The organism is Streptomyces sp. SP18CS02, assembly GCF_036322365.1.
Lineage (GTDB): Bacteria > Actinomycetota > Actinomycetes > Streptomycetales > Streptomycetaceae > Streptomyces.
This window is the reverse complement of the sequence record NZ_JAQYXC010000294.1, coordinates 512,672-536,171: the sequence shown is the minus strand read 5'-3', so window position 1 is coordinate 536,171 and position 23,500 is coordinate 512,672. Positions and strand designations below refer to the sequence as shown.

Sequence of the window (23,500 nt, the reverse complement as noted above, 5' to 3'; positions counted from 1 at the left end):
GGCCGTTCTCCGCTTTCGCGTTTCCCTTTCCGGCGGTTCCAACCTTACCAGATTCTTTTTCCGTTCCGTTTCCGGTCTGGATTCTGTTTCCGGTGGCCGTTGGGGGCCTTTTGCCTTTCGGCTGATCCGACTTTATCAGAATCATTTTCACCGATCTGATCGGCTTCGTGACCCGGATAAGGAATCGGGTGGCTCCGCGGAAAAACCATTTCCGACCGGAGTGAGAGAGACTCTAACGTCCGCTCCCGAACTTGTCCAGTTCGAGGCAACCGTTCAAATCTACCTCCCCACATCTGCCGTGTCAACGGGTTTTGTGGGCGAAGAGGAGACTAGCAGGTCAGCAGGGCTGGTCGCACATCAGGCGGCGGTGGGGAGCACGGCGCTGCGGTCGGTGGTCTCGACGTCCCCTGTGTCGCCGGCCCTGGCCGCACGGCCGCCGAGGACATAGACGTACGCGAGAAACACCAGCTCAGCGACGATGCCGATGGCGATGCGGGCCCAGGTCGGCAGGCCGGAAGGGGTCACGAAGCCCTCGATCACACCCGCGACGAAGAGGACCAGGGCGAGGCCGATTGCCATCCCAATGGCGGCTCGGCCCTGCTGGGCCAAGGCGTCCCGGCGGGACAGCGGGCCGGGGTCGATGAGGGTCCAGCCCAGACGGAGGCCCGTGCCGGCGGCGACGAAGACGGCGGTGAGTTCGAGCAGGCCGTGCGGGAGTACGAGGCCCAGGAAGGTGTCGAGTCGGCCGGCCGAGGACATCAGGCCGATGCCGACGCCGAGGTTGAGCATGTTGAGGAAGAGGATCCACAGCACCGGGACACAGAGGAACGCCCCCAGGACCAGACACATGGCAGCGGCCTGGGCGTTGTTCGTCCATACCTGGGCGGCGAAGGAGGCGGCCGGATGGCTGGAGTAGTACGTCTCGTACTCTCCGCCGGGCCGGGTCATCCGGCGGAGCTCCTCGGGAGCGGCGATGGCCGACTGGACCTCGGGGTGGGTGCCGATCCACCAGCCGATGATCGCGGCGAGGAGCGTGGACAGCACTGCCGTGGGCACCCACCAGCGGCGCGAGCGGTAGACCGCGGCGGGAAAGCCGGCTGTCAGGAACCGGGCGGCGTCTCTCCAGGAAGCCCTTCGTGTGCCGGTGACGGTCGCACGGGCGCGGGCGACGAGTTGCGTCAGCCGGGCCGTGAGCAGGGGGTCCGGGGCGCTCGACTGGATCAGGGACAGGTGGGTCGCGGTGCGCTGGTACAGGGCGACGAGCTCGTCGGCCTCGGCGCCCGTGAGACGGCCGCCCCGGCGCAGGAGCTGGTCGAGGCGGTCCCACTCGGCTCGGTGGGCGGTGACGTAGACGTCAAGGTCCATGATCGGCTGCTGCTCCAGGCACTGGGTGCGTACGGTTCGTACTACTGCGGCGCGCTGCGGGCCAGCTTGGCAGACTGGCGTTCGGAGGGGTTGGGGAAGGCCGAGGAAGGGTGGGCGCCGTGAGTGGGGTGGTGACGGGGGATGCCGTCGTCCTCGGATTGCAGCCGGCGCGGCTGCCCAGCCGGGCGCTGGCCCTGCTCATCGACACGGCGCTGGTGTGGACCGCGTATCTGCTCATATCCGTCGGGCTGGCGATAGCGACCGCGTCGCTCGACGAGGCGGCCGTGACGGCCGTGTCGATCGCGTCCTTTCTGCTGGTTCTGATCGGTGCTCCGATCGCCGTGGAGACGCTCAGCCATGGGCGCTCGCTGGGGAAGCTGGCCTGCGGGCTCCGGGTGGTGCGGGACGACGGGGGGCCCATCCGGTTCCGTCACGCGTTGGTGCGGGGCGCGATCGGCATGGTCGAGATTCTGATGACCTTCGGCGTCGTGGCCTGCATCGCCTCGCTCGTGTCGGCGCGGGGGCGGCGCGTCGGCGACGTGTTCGCGGGGACGCTCGTCGTACGGGAACGGGTTCCGGCCGCCAGGGCGTCGGCGGTGCCTCCTCCCCCGCCCTGGCTCGTCGGGCGTTTCGCCCGGCTGGACCTGTCGGCCGTACCGGACGAGCTGTGGTCGGCGATCCGCCAGTACCTGACGCGGATGCGGCAGCTCGACGCGGAGGTGGGGCGGGCGCTGGCGGAACGGCTGGCGGACGAACTCGTCGCCCGGACCGGCACGCCTCCGCCCCAGGGGGTGCCCGCGGTGGACTACCTGGCGGGTGTGGTGAACGAGAGGCAGGCTCGGGACGCGCGGCGGGCCTTCGCGTCAGGGCGGACGGCCGTGGCGGAACAGGCGGTCGTGGCAGGGCGGCGGGGCGCCGGTGGCGAGGGGGCGCGGGTGGACGTGAGCGGGCCGGATACGGCCGGCGCCGCTCTCGGGTCGTGGGACGCGGTCACGGCCGACGGGGGTCGGGTCACGGCTTCCGGCGCGAGTGCGCCCTCTGTGACCGGGGCGCCCGAGACCCTGCGGGAGCCCGGCCCGGACGACGAGCGGACGCCGCCGTCCGCCACGGGGTTCGCGCCTCCCGCCTAGGAAACGGGCGTTCTGGGAATGGCGGGACCCGCCTGGGTGGTGGCGCGGTGTCGCTTGTCTGTGGGCGCAGGGCGCCGGACGCCCTCGTGGCGGAGCCGTCCGGCCTCGCGGCCGACCAGGCGAGCGGGGCGGCAACGGTGGGATCTGGCGGGGCCGCCCCGGGCGGCCGGGTGACTTGGCGGATGCGGCCCCGGGCGGCCCCCGGTCGACGCCGCTTCCTCGGCTCAGGTGAAGACCGATGGCGGCGTCTCAAGGTCTTCGAGTTCCACGCCAGGGGCTGCGAGCACCACGTCGCCCGCGATGTGGACCGTGTGCCGCTCTCCGGTGTCGAGGGCGCTGACCTGGTATTCGTCCACGGCCAGAGGGCCGTTGTCAGTGGCGTGCGCTTCACTCTTCACCAGGGCCCAGGACTGGTCGACGGTGCGGGGGGCGAGGACCGGGTCCGTGAAGGCGACGAGGCGGACCCGTGTCGCGGGGGAAGCGGGGGTGAGGCGCAGAAGTCGGGCTGTGGCGACGAGGAACGCCGGGGACGTGCCGGTGAAAGCGTGGGCGCGCACATTGCCTTCGGTGGCGTACGTGCCGGTGGGATCGGTGCGGACCCAGGTGACGCCGTCGAGTGCGGCGCCTCGCACTTGCCATTGACCGGCGTGGAGCTGCAGACGGATGGGGCGGCCGAGGTCGTCGAGGGCCAGGTCGACGGAGCCGGCGTGGTCGCCGGAGGGGGTGGTGATCTGCGAGACGTAGCGCCAGCCGGAGGGGCCGGGGGCGCAGTGGAAGTGTTCTTCACCGAGGGGGGTGTGATCGTGCGGATCATGGAGCGAATAGCGGCCGCGGGGCATGAGTCCTGGGGTCCTCGGGGTCGGCGGTAGGCGAGCCGGGAGACACGGGCAGGCCCCCGACACGGGGGTGCGGGGGCCTGCCTGTCACCTGCTTCGGGCGTGCGTCAGTGCACGGGCGCCGTCAGTAGCGGTAGTGGTCCGGCTTGAAGGGGCCGTCGACCTCGACACCGATGTAGGCGGCCTGCTCGGGGCGGAGCGTCGTGAGCTTCACGCCGAGCGCGTCGAGGTGGAGCCGGGCGACCTTCTCGTCGAGGTGCTTGGGCAGCACGTAGACGTCGGTCGGGTACTCCTCGGGCTTCGTGAACAGCTCGATCTGGGCCAGCGTCTGGTCCGCGAAGCTGTTGGACATCACGAAGGAGGGGTGACCGGTGGCGTTGCCCAGGTTCAGCAGGCGGCCCTCGGACAGCACGATGAGCTTCTTGCCGTCGGGGAACGTCCAGGTGTGGACCTGCGGCTTGACCTCGTCCTTGACGATGCCGTCGATCTTGGCCAGGCCGGCCATGTCGATCTCGTTGTCGAAGTGGCCGATGTTGCCGACGATGGCCTGGTGCTTCATCTTGGCCATGTCAGCGGCCATGATGATGTCCTTGTTGCCGGTCGTGGTGATGAAGATGTCCGCCAGGCCGACGACCTCGTCGAGCGTCGTGACCTGGTAGCCGTCCATCGCCGCCTGGAGCGCGCAGATCGGGTCGATCTCGGTGATGATCACCCGGGCGCCCTGGCCCCGCAGGGACTCCGCGCAGCCCTTGCCGACGTCGCCGTAACCGCAGACGACCGCGACCTTGCCGCCGATCAGGACGTCGGTGGCGCGGTTGAGGCCGTCCACGAGGGAGTGGCGGCAGCCGTACTTGTTGTCGAACTTCGACTTGGTGACGGCGTCGTTGACGTTGATCGCCGGGAAGAGCAGCGAGCCGTCACGGTGCATCTCGTACAGGCGGTGGACGCCGGTGGTGGTCTCCTCGGTGACGCCGCGGATCTCGGAGGCGAGGAGGGTCCACTTCTGGGGGTTCTCACCGAGGGTGCGGTTGAGGAGGCGCAGGATGTAGCCGTACTCCTCGCTGTCCGCGGTGGCGGGGTCCGGGGCCTCGCCGGCCTTCTCGAACTCGACACCCTTGTGGACGAGGAGGGTGGCGTCGCCACCGTCGTCCAGGATCATGTTCGGGCCGCCGGTGGGGGTGTTCGGCCAGGTCAGGGCCTGCTCCGTGCACCACCAGTACTCCTCCAGGGTCTCGCCCTTCCAGGCGAAGACCGGGACGCCCTGGGGGTTGTCCGGGGTGCCGTCGGGGCCCACCGCGATGGCGGCCGCGGCGTGGTCCTGCGTGGAGAAGATGTTGCAGGAGGCCCAGCGGACCTCGGCACCGAGGGCGACCAGCGTCTCGATGAGTACGGCGGTCTGCACGGTCATGTGCAGGGAGCCGGTGATCCGGGCGCCGGCGAGCGGCTGGCTGGCGGCGTACTCCGAGCGGATCGCCATCAGGCCCGGCATCTCGTGCTCGGCGAGGGTGATCTCCTTGCGGCCGAACTCGGCCAGGGAGAGATCGGCGACCTTGAAGTCCTGTCGATCGGCGACAGTCGTCATGTGGAGCTGCTCCTCGTATGTCGGTCGAGGGTGGGTAGGACTGGCTCTGCGGTGACGGACACAAGAATGCCCGGGCACTCGCAGCGCAGTCGTCGGAGGCCCTCTCTCCCTCGGCCGGTCTGTGATGGACCGCCCGACCGCCATCAGCAGCGACGTCTGGCTCTGGTAACGAATCTACACCGGTCGCTCCGTCGGCCCACAGTCCGCCCGGGGCCTGGATCCGGCCGTATCCCGGCCTCCGTAGCAAGAGGGAGGGCGTGGGGACGCCCGTGGGATCACCGGGTTCGGGGGCTTCGGGCGCCGTTCCGGCCTGTTGCAGGATGCCCGTGGACCGGGGGGACTCGACCGGTCTGCGCAACGAAGCGCCAGGAGAACGACGTGATCGGCCCGAAGAGCAAGCAGCGGAAGGTGAGCCGCTCGCGGTGACCGCCGGCCCGGCGGGCGCCCCCCACCTCCATGGCGGCGGAGAGGCCGGCGCGCCGCGGTGGCGGCTCTCGGTGCCGGGAGGGACGTGGCGGCCCACGGCTCGATCGGTGCCGAGAACGTGCGCCTCAGCAACGACGTCGGACAGACCGGCGGCGTGATCGGCCTACGGCAAGGACGTCGTCCTCACCCGGTTCGCCGGGTTCACCGGGTTCACCGGGAAGAGGGTGCCGGTGGTGGGGGTCGCCGAGGGGCCTGTCGGTCCGGCTGGAGGTGACGCCTCTGGAGGCTCCGCCGGGGTCGAGCTCCACGCCGGGGCCGCCACAGAGCCCGGGCGCAGCCGGGGCCGACGTCGGCGTCGACGGCCGGGACCGGGCCCGGATCCGGCATGCCTCGGCCGGGCCGGCGTCGACGGCCGGGGATGGGGCCAGGGCCGGCGGCCGGCGTCCAGAAAGGCCCCCGAACCGTATGGTCCGGGGGCCTGGGGGCCGGGAGCGTCCGGGCCCGTGGACGGGCCGGTTCGCGGCTGGGATCAGTGGGCGCCGTCGGGCGTCGGGCCGCCCGGGGCCTTGGCGGGGTTGACGCCCGCCGCCGCTGCCGACTCGTTGAAGATGTCGGGCTCCAGGTAGATCACCCGGGCGATCGGTACGGCGGCCCGGATGCGCGCCTCGGCCGCGTTGATCGCGTTCGCGACCTCGGTGGCCGTGTCGTCGTGCTGCACCGCGATCTTGGCGGCGACCAGCAGTTCCTCGGGGCCGAGGTGGAGCGTACGCATGTGGATCACGCGGGTGACGGTGTCCCCGTCGACGAGCGCCCCCTCGATCTTCCTGACCTCCTCGACGCCGGCGGACTCACCCAGCAGCAGCGACTTGGTCTCGGCGGCGAGCACGAGCGCGATCAGGATGAGCAGCACACCGATGCAGAGGGTGCCGATGCCGTCCCAGACGCCGTTGCCGGTGAGCAGCGCCACGCCGACACCACCCAGCGCCAGGACCAGGCCGACCAGCGCGCCCAGGTCCTCCAGGAGGACGACGGGCAGCTCGGGAGCCTTGGCGCGGCGCACGAACTCCTTCCAGGAGAGGTTCCCGCGCAGCGGGTTGGACTCCTTGATGGCCGTCCGGAAGGAGAAGGACTCGGCGATGATCGCGAAGACCAGGACGCCGACCGGCCAGTACCAGGCCTCGATCTCGTGCGGCTCCTTGATCTTCTCGTAGCCCTCGTAGATCGCGAACATGCCGCCGACCGAGAAGAGGACGATGGAGACGAGGAAGGCGTAGATGTAGCGCTCGCGGCCGTAGCCGAACGGGTGCTGCGGTGTCGCCTCGCGCTGGGCCTTCTTGCCGCCGAGGAGCAAGAGCCCCTGGTTGCCCGAGTCCGCGAGCGAGTGCACGCTCTCCGCGAGCATCGAGGACGACCCACTGAAGAGGAACGCCACGAATTTCGCCGCCGCGATGGCGAGGTTCGCGGCGAGCGCCGCCACGATCGCCTTGGTTCCGCCTGACGCGCTCATGCGTGCGGGTGTCCCTTCGTAGTGCCTTGGAGGGGTGGCTGTTTCGTACGGCCGCACATTGTTGCAGCAGTGCGGGCCGGTGGTTCCTCAGGCCACCACGGTGGCCCGGAAAACCGTGCCTGTCCCGGACAGTTCGACCTTTTCGCCTGCCGGGACGAAGACGGACTGGCCGGGGGCCAGTGCGATCTCGCCCGCCCGGGGAGTGCCCGCGGTGGCGAGCAGGATCTGGGGCGTGGAAGCGGTGACGTCCACCGGGGCGACGCCTTCGGGCCGTACGAAGCGGGAGAGGCGGAACTCGTCGATCGGGGTGTCGTAGACCTCTTCGCCGGACGGTGACGCCTCGGGGCGCAGCACCGTCGCGTCCATCGCTTCGAAACGGACGACGCGGAGCAGTTCCGGGATGTCGACGTGCTTGGGGGTCAGGCCGCAGCGCAGGACGTTGTCGGAGTTGGCCATGATCTCCACGCCCAGGCCGTGCAGGTACGCGTGCGGGACACCGGCCCCCAGGAAGAGGGCCTCGCCGGGCTGGAGCCGGACATGGTTGAGGAGCATGGCGGCGATGACGCCGGGGTCGCCGGGGAAGTGGTGCGCGAGGGAGGCGTACGGGGCGTGGTCACCGCCGAGGCGCTCGCAGGCTGCGGCGGCCTCGGTGACGGTGGCCGCCATCCCGGCGGGGTCGGCGGACAGTACGGCTGTCAGCACCTCGCGCAGAGCGGCGTCCTCGGGGTGGGCGTACAGGAGGTCGACGTACGGCTTGAGGGAGTCGACGCCGAGGGCGGCCATGAGCTCGGCGGACTCGCCGGGGGCCCGGAAGCCGCAGAGTCCCTCGAACGGGGTGAGCGCGCAGATCAGCTCGGGCTTGTGGTTCGCGTCCTTGTAGTTGCGGTGGGGGGCGTCGATCGGGACACCCGCGCGCTCCTCGGCCGCGTAGCCCTCCTTCGCCCGGGCGAGGTCGGGGTGGACCTGGAGGGAGAGCGGCGCTCCGGCCGCGAGGATCTTGAGCAGGAAGGGGAGGCGGGGCCCGAACCTCGCGACGGTGGCGGGGCCGAGCTCGGTCTCGGGCGCGGCCGCGATGACGTCGGAGAGCGCCTGTCCGGGTCCGCCGGCCCCTTCCCCGGAGCCGGCGGCGACACCGGGGCGGAGGCCACGACTGACGCGCGAGGGCGCGCCGGGATGGGCGCCCATCCATATCTCGGCCTGGGGCTCGCCGGTGGGGGCGGTGCCGAGCAGTTCCGGGATGGCCGTCGTGGAGCCCCAGGCGTAGGGGCGGACGGTGTTGGAGAGGCGGTCCATGGGTGTCCTTCGGTGTTTCCTCGTACGCGGTGGTGCCTGCTGTCGGTGACCCCCGGGCGAGGCCGGTGCCCTTCCGGGAGGGGGTGCCACGGCCCGGTCCGGCGGATGGCGGTGCTGGGGGCCGCGGCGCCCGTCGCCCGGGGTGCCCGGTGGACGTGGCCGCCGGGGCCGTCCCGACGGCGTGCCGGGCGCCGGTCTAGGCGTCGCCGCCCGTCGCCAGTGACAGGTAGACGGCCGCGAAGTCGGTCACGGCCAGCAGTTCGGCGAGGTTTTCGAGGTCACTGCCCTCCTCGGGCTCGATCTCACTCATGGGGGCCTCGTGGCTGAGGGCCAGCTCGCGGGCGGCCGGAGCGGCGCTCAGCCCGGCGGCGGACCCGTCCCGCAGGAGCACGACGTGGGCGCGGAGCGACTGCGGTTCCTCGACGCGGTCGCGGAAGAAGTCGTCGGGGTTCGCGCCCGCCGCCAGATCGCCCGCGAGGAGCGTGCCGTGGGCGGGCAGCGCCTCGGGGAGCTCCGCGACGAGGGCCGGCCGGCCCGCCAGCTCGGCCAGTACGGTGGCGAACCGGCGGCCCGCGGGAGCCGCCGCCGCCCCCTCCGTCCAGACGATGGGCAGCATGTCGGCGAGCTCCGCGGCGAGCGTCTTGGCCGGATTGCTGTACGTGGCGATCGCCGGTCCGCACCGTTCGGCGGTGCGGTCGAGCCGGTCGGCGATCCTCTGGAGCTCGTCGGCCGGGGCGTCGACCAGGCCCACGCGGTCGAGCAGCGCGAGGAGCGGCGTGAACAGGGCCCAGAGCGCGCCGGGGCCCGCCGCCTGGGTCTCCTCGTACGGCTCGTGGGGCGCGGCCGCCATGGGGACCACCAGCCCGTGCGTGCCGTCGACGGCCTCGGAGAGCGGGGAGCGCCTGGGGGCGACGGCGACGACGGTGACGCCGTGCCGGTACGCCTGCTCGGCCAGGAGGGCGAGGCCCGGTTCTGACCCGTCCGCCGTGACGATCAGGAGCAGGTCGACGGAGCCCGCCCAGCCGGGGAGCGCCCAGCGCATGGCACCCGCGGCGGCCGCGACGCCGGTGGGGCGGAGCCGGGTGACCGGGGCGGACGCCCCGGCGAGCGCGGCGACCAGGTCCGCGACGCCGGCGGCGGCGGTGCCGGGGCCCGCGACGAGGACGGCCCGGGGCCGGCCCTCCGGGTTCAGCTCGGCGACACCGGCCTCGGCGGCGTGGCGGGCGGCGGTGCGCACCCGCGCGCCCGCTTCGGCGGCCCCGCGGAGGAGACCGCGGCGGTCGGCTCGGGCGAGGGCTTCCGGGTCGTCGAGCAGCGACTCGTCGAGCATGGGGTGGGGCCTCCGATCGCCGTACGGGATAGGTGCGGGGCAGCCGTGAGGGCGCTGTCGGCCGTCGCTCAGGCGGGGCGACGGGCCTCGTCGACGAGAAGGACCGGGATGCCGTCCCGCACCGGGTAGGCCAGGCCGCAGTCCTCGGCCGTGCAGATCAGCTCGGGGGTCTCGGCTGCCGAGCGGTCGCTGAGCGGGGCGTGGCAGGCCGGGCAGGCGAGGATCTCCAGGAGGCCGGCTTCGAGCGGCATGGGTGTGGGTCCCTTCGAACGCGGTTCAGGTGTGGTGGTGGCGCGAGTGCCGCGTGCGTGCCGCTCGTCTGCCACGTGGGTGGTGCGGGTGGTGCGTGGATCGTGCTCGGTGGTGCGTGGATGGTGCGCGGTGGTGCGGTTTTGGCCACGTCAGCGTACCGCCGGGGGGCGGGCGACGCGGCTCGACGGGTGGGAGGCGGTCGGCCTTCCTCGCCGCCGCGTTCCCTGCCGCGCCTGTGTCGTGTTCCCTCGTACGTCCGCCCGTCACGTCACGACTGTTACCGCGCGTCCCGTACCGAAACCGGCACCGCTCCACGAAGCGGTGCCGGCGCGGGTACTCGGCCACTCCCCCTCGCCCCGGGAGGCCGGGCATCGCGGAGGTCCGGACGTACGGGGCCAGGACGTGCGGGCCAGGAGATGCGGGGGCCAGGAGGTGCGGATGAGGACGTGCGGGTCAGGGCGTCCGGGTCAGGGCGTCCGGGTCAGGAGGTGCGGATCAGGGCGAGGACCTCGTCGCGCAGCTTGGCCATCAGCACCTCGTCGCGCGCCTCGACGTTCAGGCGCAGCAGCGGCTCGGTGTTGGAGGGGCGCACGTTGAACCACCAGTCGCCGGCGGCGACCGTCAGGCCGTCGAGCTCGTCGACGGAGACGTCCTCCCGGGACCCGTAGACCTCGCGGATCGCGGCCATCCGGCCCGCCTGGTCGGCGACCGTGGAGTTGATCTCGCCGGAGCCGGCGTAGCGGTCGTACTCGTGCACCAGTGCGGAGAGCGTGCCCTGCTGGCCCCCGAGGGCCGCCAGCACGTGGAGGGCGGCCAGCATGCCCGTGTCCGCGTTCCAGAAGTCCTTGAAGTAGTAGTGCGCCGAGTGCTCACCACCGAAGATCGCGCCGGTACGGGCCATCTCCTCCTTGATGAAGGAGTGGCCGACCCGGGTGCGCGCCGGCGTGCCGCCGTTCTCGCGGACGACCTCGGGCACGGACCACGAGGTGATCAGGTTGTGGATGACGGTTCCGCCGGGGTGCTTGGCCAGTTCGCGCGCCGCGACGAGCGCGGTGATCGCCGACGGGGAGACCGGCTCGCCCCGCTCGTCGACCACGAAGCAGCGGTCGGCGTCGCCGTCGAAGGCGAGTCCCAGATCGGCGCCCTCCTCGCGGACCCGCTGCTGGAGGTCGACGATGTTGGCGGGGTCCAGCGGGTTCGCCTCGTGGTGGGGGAACGTGCCGTCCAGCTCGAAGTACATGGGCACGACGGTGAGGGGCAGCCCCTCGAAGACGGTGGGGACCGTGTGGCCGCCCATGCCGTTGCCCGCGTCCACCACGACCTTCAGGGGACGGATCGAGGTCAGGTCGACCAGGGACGTGAGGTACGTGGCGTAGTCGGTCAGCGTCTCGCGCTCGGTGACGGTCCCGGGCTCGGCCGCCGCGGCGGGAGCGCCGTCGCGCGACCAGGACTCGGCCAGCGCGCGGATCTCGGCCAGGCCCGTGTCCTGGCCGACCGGCGCGGCCCCGGCGCGGCACATCTTGATGCCGTTGTACTGGGCGGGGTTGTGCGAGGCCGTGAACATGGCGCCCGGCAGCCCCAGGATGCCGGAGGCGAAGTACAGCTGGTCGGTGGAGCACAGTCCGATCAGGGTGACGTCAGCGCCGAGGGCGGCCGCGCCCCGGGCGAACGCGGCGGACAGGCCGGGCGACGACGGGCGCATGTCATGACCCACGACGATCGCGTCGGCCCCGGTGACCTGGACGAACGCCGCCCCGAACAGTTCCGACAGCGCCTCGTCCCACTGATCCGGCACCACCCCGCGAACGTCGTACGCCTTCACGATCTGTGACAGATCAGCAGTCACTGCCCAACCCTCCTGCAAGCCCTTGATGGAGTACACAAACTACCCGCAGGCCAGGCACGGAAGGTTCACGAGTCGGGGGAGCGCAGCACCCGCAGGTGCCCGCGGCGTCCGACCTCCACCGGATCGCCGCCTCTGCCACCGCCCTTGCCGCCCGCCTGCGCGGCACGTTCCTGCGGGCGGGCCGCTTCTCTCACGGCGTTGGCGAGTGCTTCGAGATCGTCACCGCTGGGGCGGGCCGGGGCGGAGCCGTCCGTCAGGCGGACGACCTCCCAGCCGCGCGGCGCCGTGAGGCGCTCGCTGTGCTCGGCGCACAGGTCGTAGCAGTGGGGCTCGGCGTAGGTGGCGAGCGGGCCGAGGACCGCAGTCGAGTCGGCATAGACGTACGTCAGTGTCGCGACGGCAGGGCGGCCGCACGCGGTGCGCGAACAGCGACGTACAGGGCTCACGACGTTGGACGGTACCGCACTCTTGAGCGGGCCGCGACGACTCTCCACCAGGTCACTCGCCCGTGTCGCGGTGTGACGTCCGGCACAGGGGCCTCCTGGGCAACTCGCCTGACCTGCGCGGGAGGAGGGCCGCGCGGCCGGGGACGGTCGACGGGCCGAACATCAGGCGGTACGAATGCGGTCAATCCCGACGAGACGTCCGGTCGGTCAGCCACGTTGGCCGAACATAACCTTGGCCGAATTGTTCATTTAGCGACATGGCCGTAGGTCCGCGCACAGGCACGATCCCCCTGGGGCGGGGAGGGTTACGCTGCGTCGGTGATGGACAGTCCCGTACCGCCTCGCCCGACCGAGCGGCCCCGCCGCCGCGACCGCCACGGCCGCGGGATGCGCGGGCCCGTCGCCCCGCCGCAGGTCCCTCTCTCGCTCAGCCGGTCCGAGACCTTCCGCGACCTGGTGCAGGACTCGGTGGAGCGGCTGGAGCGGCGCTGGCCGCAGCTGGCCGAGGTGGACTTCCACGTCCTTGAGGTACCCGAGATGCCCGAGGAGTCCGTGTCGCTGGGCGAGCCGGTGCCGCTGGGCAGCTCCGCACCGGCCGGGCGCGACCACCCCGCCCGGATCGTCGTCTTCCGGCGCCCCGTCGAGCTTCGGGCCAAGAACCGCGACGAGCGGGCCATGCTGGTCCACGAGGTGGTCGTCGAACAGGTCGCCGACCTGCTGGGTCTGGCGCCGGAGTCCGTCGACCCCCGGTACGGGCAGGAGTAGGGCCCCGGCGGCGGACCGGGGCCGGACGGAAGACCGCCGCATCCTTCCGCCGCATCCTTCCGCCGCATCCTTCCGCCGCGGACGGCCCCGCGATCCTCCCGCCGCGGACGCTCAGCTTCCCTTCGCCCGGTCGTCCAGGACCGAGAGGTCCTGCTCGGCGACCGGCACCTCGACCGTGCCCCGGTCGTCGGACAGCGTCTGCACCGTGAACATCGGGATGCCGTCCTGCGGCACCTCCAGCGTCCGCGCCGCGTGGACCGGGCCGCCCGAGACGGTCTCGACCGTCAGCGCGTACGAGCCCTTGAGCCCGGCCGGCACCGGCGGCGTGGGGATCGCCAGGGTCGTACCGCCCTTGACGGTGTACGTCTTGGTGGTCTGCGCACCCGCCTCCGTGCCCGCCGAAGCGGTCACCTTGACCTGCGCGGTCGCGGTCGGCGCCGTCAGCGACAGGACCGTGCCCTTGGCCCGGTTGTCGGCGGCGGTCGCCCGCTCCCCCACCGGACCGGTCGCGGGGATGAAGGCGACCTCCTGCTTGTCGCCCTTGCCCCGGACGACGCGCAGCGCCGCCACCACCGGCGTCGCACGGCCGGGCTGCGAGGGGGAGAGGAGCAGGGAGCCCGCCTCGCCCTTGGTGACGTCCTTGAGGTCGATGGACGCGGTCATCCCGGACTTGACGTGCAGGCTCTCGCCCCCGGCCGGGGTGATGGCGCCCGTCGGGCTCGCCAGCCTGATCTTCAGGTCCGCGTCGCTCTCGCCGGGCGCGTAGGCCACCAGCCGTACCGAGGTGGCGTCCGCCGGGATGCCGGGGAGCACCAGTGAGGCGGCCGGGTCGGCCGAGGCGGGAAGCCAGTCGCTGCCGGTCGTGTCGTCGGCCGACCTGACCACGGCGCCGACGCGGCCACTGCGGGTGGTGACGTGGACGGTGGCGTCGGCGGCGGCGGGGTCGGAGGTCAGGGTGGAGAGCAGCACCGGCACGCTGGACCTGGCCGGCACCGGGATGCCGTCGCTCAGCTGGGACTTCAGGGCGCCGTTGGGCCCGTACAGCTCGATGTCGACGACCGCGGCCGCGTCGTCCGGGTTCGTCAGGTGGACGTAGTCCTGGCGTTCCCTGGCGGTGGAGGCACCGGGGAACCAGAAGTCCGTGTCGGGCGCGGTGCAGCTGACGCCGAGCAGTCCGCGTGCGCCGCCCGCCGGGACCATGGTGGTCTGCTGGGTGGTCCAGCCGGGGGCAAGCCGCCCGGAGGCGGTGCCGACCAGGGCGGGGGCGTCCGCGCCGTCCGCCTCGGCGGCGACGGGCTTGCCGGGCTGGGCGAGGGTCACGACGGCCTTGTCGGCGACGGCCGGCTTCTTCGCCGTGTCCGCCTTATCCGCGTCCGCCTTATCCGCATCCGCCTTCGGCTCGTCCGTCTCCGACCCGTCGGCCTTGTCCGGGCCGGCCTTGCCGGGGTCGGCCGTCGTGCCGTTCGCGGCGGCCGCGGACGGCTTCAGCTCGGCCTGCCCCTTCTGGCTCTCCGCCCCGCCCGCGGCCGCGGGCGGGGTGAACGACGTGTACACCGTCTCCGCGACCTCGGAGGTGCTGGGCGCCGGGCACAGCAGGGCGGAGCGCTCCACCGGCAGCCGCGCCGGGGCCTTGGCCCCCGCCGCGGGGTCCGTGCCGTCCGGAGCGGTCAGCACGCCGAAACCGGTGACCGCGGCGAGGGCGGTCGCCGCCGCGAGGAGGGAGAGGGTGGTGCGGTTCACTGGTTGCTGCTCCCGTCGGGACCCTGCGGACGCTGCTCGCTGTCATGCCCCTCGGCGTGGGGCTGCAGGGGGTAGCCGTACGCGTCGTACTGCTGCTCCTGCGGGTACTGCTCGTACGCCTGCTGTCCGTGCGCCTGCTGGTCGTACTGCTGCTGCCCGTACGGGTCGTACTGCTGCTGCCCGTACCCCTGGTGGTCGTACTGCTGGGGGTACTGCTGCTGGTACGGGTCCGCCTGGTACTGCTCCGCCGCGTACTGCTGCGGGTACTGCTCGGCGTCGTACGCGTAGGTCCGGCCGTCCCACTCGTCGTACCCCTGCTGGGCCCGGGCCTGCTCGGGCACCGGTGCCTGCGGCTGTACCTGCGGGGCGGCGTCGTCCTCCTCCCGCCGCGCGTACGGGTCGGCGTCCGGCACCGGTACGGGCTCGGCCTCCGCCTCGGCGGCCGCCGCCGCGCGCAGCCTGCGGGCCCGGCGGCCGTCGCCGGTCGCGTCCTGCGCGGGTACGGCGATCTCCTCGTCCGGCAGGTCGTCGTCGACGTCCTTGCGCCGGCCCGGCAGGGCGAGCACCAGCAGGATCACGGCGAGCGCGCACTGGGTCCAGATCCAGGCGCCGTGGGCCAGCGAGTCGTCGTAGGTCAGGTCGAGCCGGCCGCCCTCGGCGGGGAGCTCGAAGCCCTGTGCCCAGCCGTCCACGGTGGTCTTCTTCAGCGCGCGGCCGTCGAGCGTGGCCTGCCAGCCGTCGTCCGCGCGGTCCGCGATCCGCAGCACGCGGCCGGAGCCGCCCGACGGGATCGTGGTGTGCGCCTCCACCGGCCCGGAGGCGACCGGCAGCCGCTCTCCCGCGCCGTCCCCGCCCGGGACGATGGTGGCCCGGGCGACCTGGCGGTCCACCTGCCACAGCGCGCTGCCGTCCAGCTGGCTGAGCCGGGTGAGGCCGGGGGTGGCGTCCAGGACGCGGCTCATCTGCCGCGGCGCCCCGTCCCGGACCAGGACGTAGCGGATCGCGAACCCGCTGAGCTGGTCGGTCTGGTCCGCGCCGGACCCCGCGACGAGGTGGGCGACGACCTTGTCGAGACGGGTGTCGGCGCCGCCCGCGGCGGTGAGCTCGGCGTCGCCGAGCCGCCCGCCGGAGCCGCGGACCAGGGTGTAGGAGACCTTGGCGGGCGACGAACCGCCCAGGATCAGGGTGCGGGGCTGGTCGCGGGTGTCGCTCTCCTCGGCGACGAACGCCGGGACCTGGACGGGGTCGCGCCGCTCCAGCGGCCCGGCGGCGCCGCCGATCATCCACCCGGCGGCCGAGACGAGCGGCCCGGCGGCGGCGGCGAGGGCGATCAGTACGGCGACGGGCTGGCGCCAGCCGAAGTTCTGCGTGGCGACGCGGCTCCGGCCCCCCTCGGCTCCGAGCATGCCGGCGGCGAGCAGCGCGAGGCCGTAGACGAGGGTGGCAGGCCCGGCCCAGCCCGAGCCGTTGCCGATGACGGCGAAGACCAGGGCGACGACGGCCACGACCCAGGCGGTGCCGATGGCGGCCTGCCGCTCGCCGCGCAGGAGGGCCGCGAGCGCCGCCAGGACCAGGCCGATCAGCACCAGGCCGCCGACGGTGCGGGGGCCGCCGGGGCTGGCGCCGAGGAGGTCGAGCGCGGAGGCCGCGCCGGTACCGAACTCCATGCCGGCTTCCCGGAAGAAGGCGGACGGGTCGGTCAGCAGCGACAGCGACCAGGGGGCCAGGACCAGCAGCGGGGTGCCGGCGGCGGCGAGGAAGCGCAGCGCGTACGCGGCGATGTCGGCGCGCCGCAGGACCAGGACCGCCAGACCGAGGACGACCGCGAGCGGCCAGACCACGGGGGTGAAGACCATCACGAAGGTCAGCAGGAAGGTGTACGCCCAGGTGGCGCGCCAGCTGCCGCGGCCGGTGCCGCGCAGACCGTGCGCCGCGACGGCGGCCCGGGCGATCAGCGGCAGCACGACGGCGAGCACGGCCGTGCCGAGCCTGCCGGTGGCCAGCGCGCCGGTGGCGGCGGGCAGGAACGCGTAGGCGATCGCGCCCCAGGCGCGCAGCAGCCGGGACTCGACGAGCGAGCGGGAGGCGAAGTACGCGGTGATCCCGGCCAGCGGTACCGAGCAGACCAGCAGCACGGTGAGCGCCAGCCCGGTGGAGCCGAGGAACAGCGTGGACAGGACCGCGAGCACGGCGAGGTAGGGGGGCGCGCTCTGGGTGCCGCCGGTGCCGAGCGGGTGCCAGCCGTCCGCGTAGCGGTTCCACAGCTCGCCCACGCCGTCGGGGGCGGGCAGCAGCGCGCCGCCCGCCAGCGAGCCGCCGCCGAGCAGGCCGCGGCAGGCGACCAGGGAGACGAGCAGCAGCAGCGCGAAGAGGACGGGCCCGGGTTTGCGGGCGATCTTCTTCAGCCGGCCGAACTGCTCGATCTCCAGGTAGTCGGCGTCGTCCCCGCCGGGGCCCGACTCGACGACGCCGTGCCGGGAGCCGCCCGAATCGCCTTCCGTGCCGGTGAAGTTGGAGGCGACCTGTTCGACGGTCGCGCGGACGGTGGCGCCGGGCGGCGGGAACAGGGGCCGCAGCTCTCCCGGCTCGACGGTGCGCTGGGCGCGCCCGCGGCGGGCGGCGATGATCCGTTCCGGCCGCAGCAATGTGCCGAAGAGGCCCATCACTTCGTCGACGGCCTGGCCGGGCGCCTTGCCGACGAGGTAGGCGAGGGTGCGCAGCAGGGTGCCGACGACGAGGCGGAGCAGGACGTACGGCACGGCGACGCCGCGCGCGTTGGCGAGCAGGGTGTAGACGGCGCCGGCCTTGTCGACGCGGTGGGGGCTGGCCACCGAGCGGCCCACGCAGTCGACGGTGCGGCGTTCGCGGGCGGCGGCCTCGGCGTGCCGCAGCACGGCGTCGGGGGCGACGAGGACGCGGTGGCCGGCGGCGTGCGCGCGCCAGCACAGGTCGACGTCGTCACGCATCAGGGGCAGACGGCGGTCGAAGCCGCCGAGCTGCTCGAAGACGTCACGGCGGACGAGCATGCCGGCGCTGGAGACGGAGAGGACGGAGCGGACCTGGTCGTGCTGGCCCTGGTCCTGCTCGCGCCGGTCGAGTCCGGTCCAGCGGCGTCCGCTGTTGGCGATCGAGACGCCGACCTCGAGCAGTTGTTTGCGGTCGTACCAGCCGCGCAGTTTGGGGCCGACGACGGCGGTGCCGGTGTTCGAGTCGGCGACGCGCAGCAGCTCGGCCAGGGCGTCCGGCTCGGGGGCGCAGTCGTCGTGGAGCAGCCACAGCCACTGGACGGGCTCGCCGTGCGGCAGCTCGGGCAGGTCGTACGCCTCGTCGCGCCATGTCCTGCTGACCGGGTCCCATCCGCTGGGCCGCTTCAGGTAGGGCAGGTCCTCGGGGCCGAGCACCGGGGCGGTGCGGACGGCCTCCTCGACGGCGGCGCCGAAGCCGGTGCGGCGTGCGAGGTGCAGGACCCGTTCGTCGCCGATGGCCTGCGCGATCAGCAGGGCGGAGTCGTCGGCGCTGCCGGTGTCGGCGGCGACGACGTTCTGCACGGGGCGTTCCTGGCCGAGGAGCCCGTTGAGGGCGTCGGGCAGCCAGCGGGCACCGTCGTGGGAGACCAGCACGGCGGTGACGACGTGTCGCGGGTACTCGGGCTGGGCGGCGGGAGCAAACGCTGACGTGGTGGCGGACATCGAGGTACGGGCCCTCCGGCCGGGGTCGCCCGCGAAGGGCGTTGGAGCGTCTCGGACGGGGCCCCACACTAATGGCTGGCAACGAACCGGTCCGCCGCCTGTGGACAGCGCACGGGCGGCGGACCGGTGTGTACGTACGGGTGTGTGCCGTTTGGTCGGGCGGCCCGGTCAGACGGCGGCCTTCTTCAGCCGACGGCGCTCACGCTCGGACAGGCCGCCCCAGATGCCGAATCTCTCGTCGTTTGCCAGGGCGTACTCGAGGCATTCCGAACGGACTTCGCAGGCGAGGCAGACCTTCTTGGCCTCGCGGGTGGAACCGCCCTTCTCGGGGAAGAAGGACTCCGGATCGGTCTGGGCGCACAACGCGCGCTCCTGCCAGCCGAGTTCCTCGTCCGCGTCCTCGACCAGCAGTTCCTGGAACAACTCGGTCATGTGCGCCCCTCGTCTGTCTTCGCGTCCCCGTGCTGTAGCCGTTTTCCGTTTTCGGCCGAACGACACGAGTGAAATTACAAGTGTGTGGATCCGGGCCAGTCAAGCCGAGATCTGCTATTGGGCCCGGTATTCACTCTGCGGAACCAAGGCTTTGCGGAAAGTGTTCAAATCATCCAAAACGAGACACATGGCACTGCCCTGCCCGGACCTCCCCTTTCGGCACCTCTTCCAGGAAGGACGTACGCGACTTCGATCTTGTTTCGATCCAGTCGGCGAAGCGACCCGGATCACAGTCGGGTCACGAGATCACGACGACGTTTGCGCGGGTGGTTGCTGCGCCATGTGTCCCGACCTCCGGGCGCACAAACCTTTCTCCGGACGGGGTAACCGGATGAGGTGAAAGATTTCGGCCAAAACGGGCATTGAGTTGACATACGGAACCGGGCGGGCCACCTTGGATGGCATGCCAGTGACCTCAGCGCCCTCCGCGACCCACGTCCGTGGGTTCCGCAGCGCTGTCCAGGCCCGCTGTTGCTGTTCCAGCTGTTGATGCCCTAGCGCTCCAGCGTCCTGCCCGCGGTTCCGGGTCGCGCCCCCACGGCGTCCGTTCCGTCCCCCGGTGTCCCGCGCCGCTCCACCCCCCGCAGCACCGCTTCTCTCTGCGACACCCCAGCACTCATTGCGTCCGCACTTGTTTCTGCCGAGGAACCACCGCACCCCATGAACAGCGACAGCGTGAACAGCGACAGCATCACCAGCGACAGCGACCTTCAGATCGCCGGCGACATCCTCGCCGTCCAGCACCTGCTCCAGCCCGCCAAGGAGCACCCCACCACCGTGGCCGAGTTCGCCGGGCTCGCCCGCTCCATCGCCGCCGACCGCGCGCAGTGGGCCCACCTGGTCCGCTACGACGCCACCACCCGCTGGTACCACCGGCTGCGCACCGGCCCCGGCTACGAGGTGTGGCTGCTGTCCTGGGTCCCGGGACAGGGCACCGGAGCGCACGACCACGGCGACTCGTCCGGCGTGCTGACCGTCCTGGAGGGCGACCTGACGGAGCGTACGGAACGCGGCGCGCTGCCGCTCGCCGCCGGCGCCCAGCGGGTCTTCGCCCCCGGCTACGCCCACGACGTCGTCAACGACTCCCTCGAACCGGCCGTCAGCCTGCACATCTACTACCCGGGCCTGACCGACATGCCGATGCACGGCGCCCCGGTCTGCACCCCGGCCGCCCAGGACGTCGTCCCGGTCTGACGGCCGCCGGCCCGTCCGGCCCCGCCGCCCCGCGACCACCCGGTGAACGATCACCGGGCGGCTGACAGACTGTCCCCATGCGCATTGTGGTTCTGGCCGGCGGCATCGGCGGTGCCCGCTTTCTGCGCGGCCTCAAGCAGGCCGCGCCCGACGCGGACATCACGGTCATCGGCAACACCGGTGACGACATCCATCTGTTCGGGCTGAAGGTCTGCCCCGACCTCGACACGGTGATGTACACCCTCGGCGGTGGCATCAACGAGGAGCAGGGCTGGGGGCGTACGGACGAGACCTTCCAGGTCAAGGACGAGCTCGCGGCGTACGGGGTGGGGCCCGAGTGGTTCGGGCTCGGCGACCGCGACTTCGCCACCCACATCGTCCGGACGCAGATGCTGGGCGCGGGCTACCCGCTGAGCGCCGTCACCGAGGCGCTGTGCGCCCGGTGGAAGCCGGGCGTGCGGCTGCTGCCGATGTCCGACGACCGCGTCGAGACCCACGTCGCCATCGACGTGGACGGCGAGCGGCGGGCCGTGCACTTCCAGGAGTACTGGGTGAAGCTGCGCGCCTCCGTCGAGGCGCAGGCCATCGTGCCGGTCGGCGCGGACCGGGCCGCGCCGGCGCCCGGTGTGCTGGAGGCCATCGCCGAGGCGGACGTGATCCTCTTCCCGCCGTCCAACCCCGTGGTCAGCGTCGGCACCATCCTCGCCGTTCCCGGCATCCGGGAGGCGATCGCCGAGGCGGGCGTGCCCGTGGTGGGCCTCTCCCCGATCGTCGGCGACGCGCCCGTGCGGGGCATGGCCGACAAGGTGCTCGCGGCGGTCGGTGTCGAGTCCACCGCTTCCGCGGTCGCCCGGCACTACGGCTCCGGGCTGCTGGACGGCTGGCTCGTCGACACCGTGGACGCGGGGACGGCCGCCGAGGTGGAGGCGGCCGGGATCCGCTGCCGGGCGGTCCCGCTGATGATGACCGATGTCGAGGCGACCGCGGCGATGGCCCGTGAGGCGCTGGCCCTCGCCGAGGAGGTGCGTGGATGACCGAGGCGGCGGCCTCCTACCGGGTCCGGGCGCTGCCCGGGCTGCCGGAGGTGCGGGCGGGCGACGACCTGGCCAAGCTGATCGCGGCCACCGAGCCGGGCCTGGCCGACGGGGACATCCTGCTCGTCACGTCCAAGATCGTCAGCAAGGCGGAGGGACGGATCGTCGCGGCGGACGACCGCGAGGAGGCCATCGACGCCGAGACCGTGCGGGTGGTCGCCCGGCGCGGCGCACTGCGCATCGTCGAGAACCGGCAGGGCCTGGTCATGGCCGCCGCCGGGGTCGACGCCTCCAACACCCCGGCCGGGACCGTGCTGTTGCTGCCCGAGGACCCCGACGCCTCGGCGCGGGCCCTCCGGGAGGGGCTGCGGGACACCCTCGGCGTGCGGGTCGGGATCGTCATCACCGACACCTTCGGGCGGCCCTGGCGCGGCGGGCTCACGGACGTCGCCATCGGCGCGGCGGGTGTGCGGGTCCTGGACGATCTGCGCGGCGGCACCGACGCGTTCGGCAACCCGCTCGTCGCCACCGTGGTCGCCAGCGCCGACGAGCTGGCCGCCGCCGGGGATCTGGTCAAGGGCAAGGCGACGGGCCTGCCGGTCGCGGTCGTGCGCGGTCTGCCGCACCTGGTGGCCGACGACGGCGAGGACGTCCCCGGCGCGCGGGCGCTGGTGCGGGACGCCGCCGACGACATGTTCCGGCTCGGTACGTCCGAGGCCGTACGGGAGGCGGTCACGCAGCGCCGCACGGTCCGGGAGTTCACGGACGACCCGGTCGACCCGGGCGCGGTACGGCGTGCGGTGGCGGCGGCGGTGACGGCGCCCGCGCCGCACCACACGACGCCCTGGCGGTTCGTGCTGCTGGAGTCCGAGGAGTCGCGTACGCGGCTGCTGGACGCGATGCGCGAGGCGTGGATCGCCGACCTGCGCCGCGACGGGAAGAGCGAGGAGTCGATCGCCCGGCGGGTGCGGCGGGGCGATCTGCTGCGCGAAGCGCCCCTGCTGGTCGTGCCGTGCCTGGTGACGGAGGGGGCGCACCACTACGGCGACGAGCGGCGTGACACCGCCGAGCGGGAGATGTTCGTGGTGGCGGCCGGGGCCGGGGTGCAGAACTTCCTGGTGGCGCTGGCGGGCGAGCGGCTCGGCTCCGCATGGGTGTCCTCGACCATGTTCTGCCGTGATGTCGTACGGGGTGTACTCGGCCTCCCGGACGACTGGGACCCGATGGGCGCGATCGCCGTCGGGCGCCCGGCCGCCCCGCCCGGGGAACGCCCGGAGCGGGACGCGGCGGCCTTCATCGAGGTGCGCTGAGCGACCGGGCGGGCGGGTACGCCGGACAGGCGGGTACGCCGGGCGGGCTCCCCTTCAGAGCCTCGCGATGTCGCGAGGCGCCATCCGGGGCGCGCGGCGCGCGGGGGTGTGGCCGCTCAGCAGGATCAGCCGGGTCGCGCGGTGGCGCTGGCCCGCGTAGGGCTCCAGAAGCTCCAGCATCTCCGCGTCGTCCGCCTCCCGCCGCCCGGCCAGGGCGTGTCCGACGATGCCGGGCAGGTGGTAGTCGCCGACGCTGACCGCGTCGGGGGCGCCGTTGCTGCGCTGGACCGTCTCGGCGGAGGTCCACGGACCGATGCCGGGGACCAGTTCCAGGCGTTCGCGTGCCCGCCCGGGCTCCATGGCCGCGGCCTCCTCCAGGCGCCGGGCGACCCGGACCGCCCGCAGGACCGTCGAGGAGCGTTTGGCGTCGACGCCCGCCCGGTGCCACTCCCAGGACGGGATCAGCGCCCAGGTGCGGGGGTCGGGCATCACGTACAGCCGGGTGTCGGGGCCCGGCGCGGGCTCGCCGTGCCCCCGCACGAGCAGCCGCCAGGCGCGGTACGCCTCGTCCGTCGTGACCTTCTGCTCCAGGATCGAGGGGATCAGCGACTCCAGCACCAGTCCGGTGCGGGTGAGCCGCAGGCCGGGGCGGCGGCGCGCGGTGGCGGCGAGCAGCCGGTGGCGTGGGGTGAAGGCGCCCGGGTCGTCGCCCTCGCCGAGCATCGCGGGCAGCTGCTCCAGCAGCCAGTCGGCGCCGGGCCCCCACGCCTCGGCGCGGGCCGCCCCGTCGCGCATCGCGACCCGGAGCGTTCCGGGCCCCGCCGGGGTGCGGCTGGCCCGCCAGACGGAGCCGTCGGGCGCCGTGCGGAACGTGGGGTCGCCGGGGCCGCGCCGCAGCGGGCCCAGGGCGAGTCCGAGGTCCAGCGGCCACGGCGGGGTCCAGGACCGGGTGCGGACGCCGGAGCTCCCGCTGGGGGCGGATCTGGCCGCGGGTACGGCGAGGTCGCCCCCTCGCAGCTGGGTGCGGGTGGGGTGGGGCGCGTAACGGCCTGCCACGGCGGATCCTCGGGGTCGGCGTCCCCGTGCGGGTCTGTGTCCGGGGTCCCTACGAGGGTAGACCGGACAGGGCCCTCGCGAAGGCGCCGTCCTCCTGCCGGACGCCGCTGCGGTCGCCCCGCGTCCCGGTCGCGCTCGTCCCCGCGGGGCGCGCCCCGTCCCGGGAGGACCCCACGTGGAGAGGGCGCCGGTGCGAGGCGGGTCTGC

General features: G+C 73.1%; 18 protein-coding genes. 5 read left to right on the top strand and 13 right to left on the bottom strand.

The window, feature by feature from the left end; genetic code table 11:
• Positions 1–357: 357 nt before the first annotated feature.
• On the bottom strand, positions 358–1,365 hold the full coding sequence (locus PUR26_RS26685) for a stage II sporulation protein M (RefSeq protein ID WP_329875840.1): 1,008 nt from the start codon (positions 1,363–1,365) through the stop codon (positions 358–360).
• A gap of 119 nt (positions 1,366–1,484) precedes the next feature.
• Here PUR26_RS26685 and PUR26_RS26680 point away from each other — a divergent pair, with 119 nt between their 5' ends.
• Positions 1,485–2,495 carry an RDD family protein gene (locus PUR26_RS26680; protein WP_329875838.1) on the top strand — a complete coding sequence of 337 codons (1,011 nt, stop codon included), beginning with the start codon at positions 1,485–1,487 and terminating at the stop codon, positions 2,493–2,495.
• 224 nt (positions 2,496–2,719) lie between these two features.
• Here PUR26_RS26680 and PUR26_RS26675 read toward each other — a convergent pair whose 3' ends face one another.
• From PUR26_RS26675 to PUR26_RS26640, 8 genes are all read right to left on the bottom strand, one after another.
• Positions 2,720–3,334, bottom strand: coding sequence for a hypothetical protein (locus PUR26_RS26675; RefSeq protein WP_329875836.1), 615 nt, complete (start codon positions 3,332–3,334; stop codon positions 2,720–2,722).
• 121 nt (positions 3,335–3,455) lie between these two features.
• Positions 3,456–4,913, bottom strand: coding sequence for an adenosylhomocysteinase (gene ahcY / locus PUR26_RS26670; protein WP_329875834.1), 1,458 nt, complete (start codon positions 4,911–4,913; stop codon positions 3,456–3,458).
• Positions 4,914–5,868: 955 nt separating this feature from the next.
• Positions 5,869–6,846, bottom strand: coding sequence for a cation diffusion facilitator family transporter (locus PUR26_RS26665; protein ID WP_329875832.1), 978 nt, complete (start codon positions 6,844–6,846; stop codon positions 5,869–5,871).
• An 87-nt stretch (positions 6,847–6,933) separates the two neighbouring features.
• Positions 6,934–8,139: a mannose-6-phosphate isomerase, class I gene (manA, locus tag PUR26_RS26660; protein WP_329875831.1), complete on the bottom strand. Its 1,206-nt coding sequence runs from the start codon at positions 8,137–8,139 to the stop codon at positions 6,934–6,936.
• Positions 8,140–8,335: 196 nt separating this feature from the next.
• Positions 8,336–9,469: an SIS domain-containing protein gene (locus tag PUR26_RS26655; RefSeq protein WP_329875829.1), complete on the bottom strand. Its 1,134-nt coding sequence runs from the start codon at positions 9,467–9,469 to the stop codon at positions 8,336–8,338.
• 68 nt (positions 9,470–9,537) lie between these two features.
• Positions 9,538–9,720: a Trm112 family protein gene (locus PUR26_RS26650; RefSeq protein WP_329875827.1), complete on the bottom strand. Its 183-nt coding sequence runs from the start codon at positions 9,718–9,720 to the stop codon at positions 9,538–9,540.
• A gap of 482 nt (positions 9,721–10,202) precedes the next feature.
• Positions 10,203–11,567, bottom strand: a complete 1,365-nt coding sequence (locus PUR26_RS26645) for a phosphomannomutase/phosphoglucomutase (RefSeq protein ID WP_329875825.1) — start codon at positions 11,565–11,567, stop codon at positions 10,203–10,205.
• A gap of 65 nt (positions 11,568–11,632) precedes the next feature.
• Positions 11,633–12,061 (bottom strand): DUF3499 domain-containing protein, encoded by a 429-nt coding sequence (locus PUR26_RS26640; RefSeq protein WP_329875822.1) that lies wholly within the window; start codon positions 12,059–12,061, stop codon positions 11,633–11,635.
• 273 nt (positions 12,062–12,334) lie between these two features.
• Here PUR26_RS26640 and PUR26_RS26635 point away from each other — a divergent pair, with 273 nt between their 5' ends.
• Positions 12,335–12,778, top strand: a complete 444-nt coding sequence (locus PUR26_RS26635; protein WP_329875912.1) for a metallopeptidase family protein — start codon at positions 12,335–12,337, stop codon at positions 12,776–12,778.
• Positions 12,779–12,889: 111 nt separating this feature from the next.
• On the opposite strand, the gene PUR26_RS26630 is transcribed toward PUR26_RS26635, so the two are convergent.
• The 3 genes from PUR26_RS26630 to PUR26_RS26620 all read right to left on the bottom strand — a co-directional run bounded on the left by PUR26_RS26630 (position 12,890) and on the right by PUR26_RS26620 (position 18,639).
• Positions 12,890–14,518, bottom strand: coding sequence for a DUF5719 family protein (locus PUR26_RS26630; protein ID WP_329875820.1), 1,629 nt, complete (start codon positions 14,516–14,518; stop codon positions 12,890–12,892).
• Positions 14,515–18,207, bottom strand: a complete 3,693-nt coding sequence (locus tag PUR26_RS26625; RefSeq protein WP_329875818.1) for a glycosyltransferase — start codon at positions 18,205–18,207, stop codon at positions 14,515–14,517. Before PUR26_RS26625 ends, PUR26_RS26630 begins: the two co-directional genes overlap by 4 nt.
• A 168-nt stretch (positions 18,208–18,375) precedes the next feature.
• Positions 18,376–18,639 carry a WhiB family transcriptional regulator gene (locus PUR26_RS26620; protein WP_023588371.1) on the bottom strand — a complete coding sequence of 88 codons (264 nt, stop codon included), beginning with the start codon at positions 18,637–18,639 and terminating at the stop codon, positions 18,376–18,378.
• Positions 18,640–19,389: 750 nt separating this feature from the next.
• On the opposite strand from PUR26_RS26620, the gene PUR26_RS26615 reads away from it, so the two are divergent.
• The 3 genes from PUR26_RS26615 to PUR26_RS26605 all read left to right on the top strand — a co-directional run bounded on the left by PUR26_RS26615 (position 19,390) and on the right by PUR26_RS26605 (position 22,237).
• Positions 19,390–19,893 carry a cysteine dioxygenase gene (locus PUR26_RS26615; RefSeq protein WP_329875910.1) on the top strand — a complete coding sequence of 168 codons (504 nt, stop codon included), beginning with the start codon at positions 19,390–19,392 and terminating at the stop codon, positions 19,891–19,893.
• A 77-nt stretch (positions 19,894–19,970) separates the two neighbouring features.
• Entirely contained in the window at positions 19,971–20,927 is a 957-nt protein-coding gene (cofD, locus tag PUR26_RS26610; RefSeq protein WP_329875811.1) for a 2-phospho-L-lactate transferase, read from the top strand.
• Positions 20,924–22,237, top strand: a complete 1,314-nt coding sequence (locus tag PUR26_RS26605; RefSeq protein ID WP_329875809.1) for a coenzyme F420-0:L-glutamate ligase — start codon at positions 20,924–20,926, stop codon at positions 22,235–22,237. Before cofD ends, PUR26_RS26605 begins: the two co-directional genes overlap by 4 nt.
• Positions 22,238–22,291: 54 nt before the next feature.
• Here PUR26_RS26605 and PUR26_RS26600 read toward each other — a convergent pair whose 3' ends face one another.
• Positions 22,292–23,293: a DNA-3-methyladenine glycosylase family protein gene (locus PUR26_RS26600; RefSeq protein WP_329875807.1), complete on the bottom strand. Its 1,002-nt coding sequence runs from the start codon at positions 23,291–23,293 to the stop codon at positions 22,292–22,294.
• Positions 23,294–23,500: the final 207 nt, after the last annotated feature.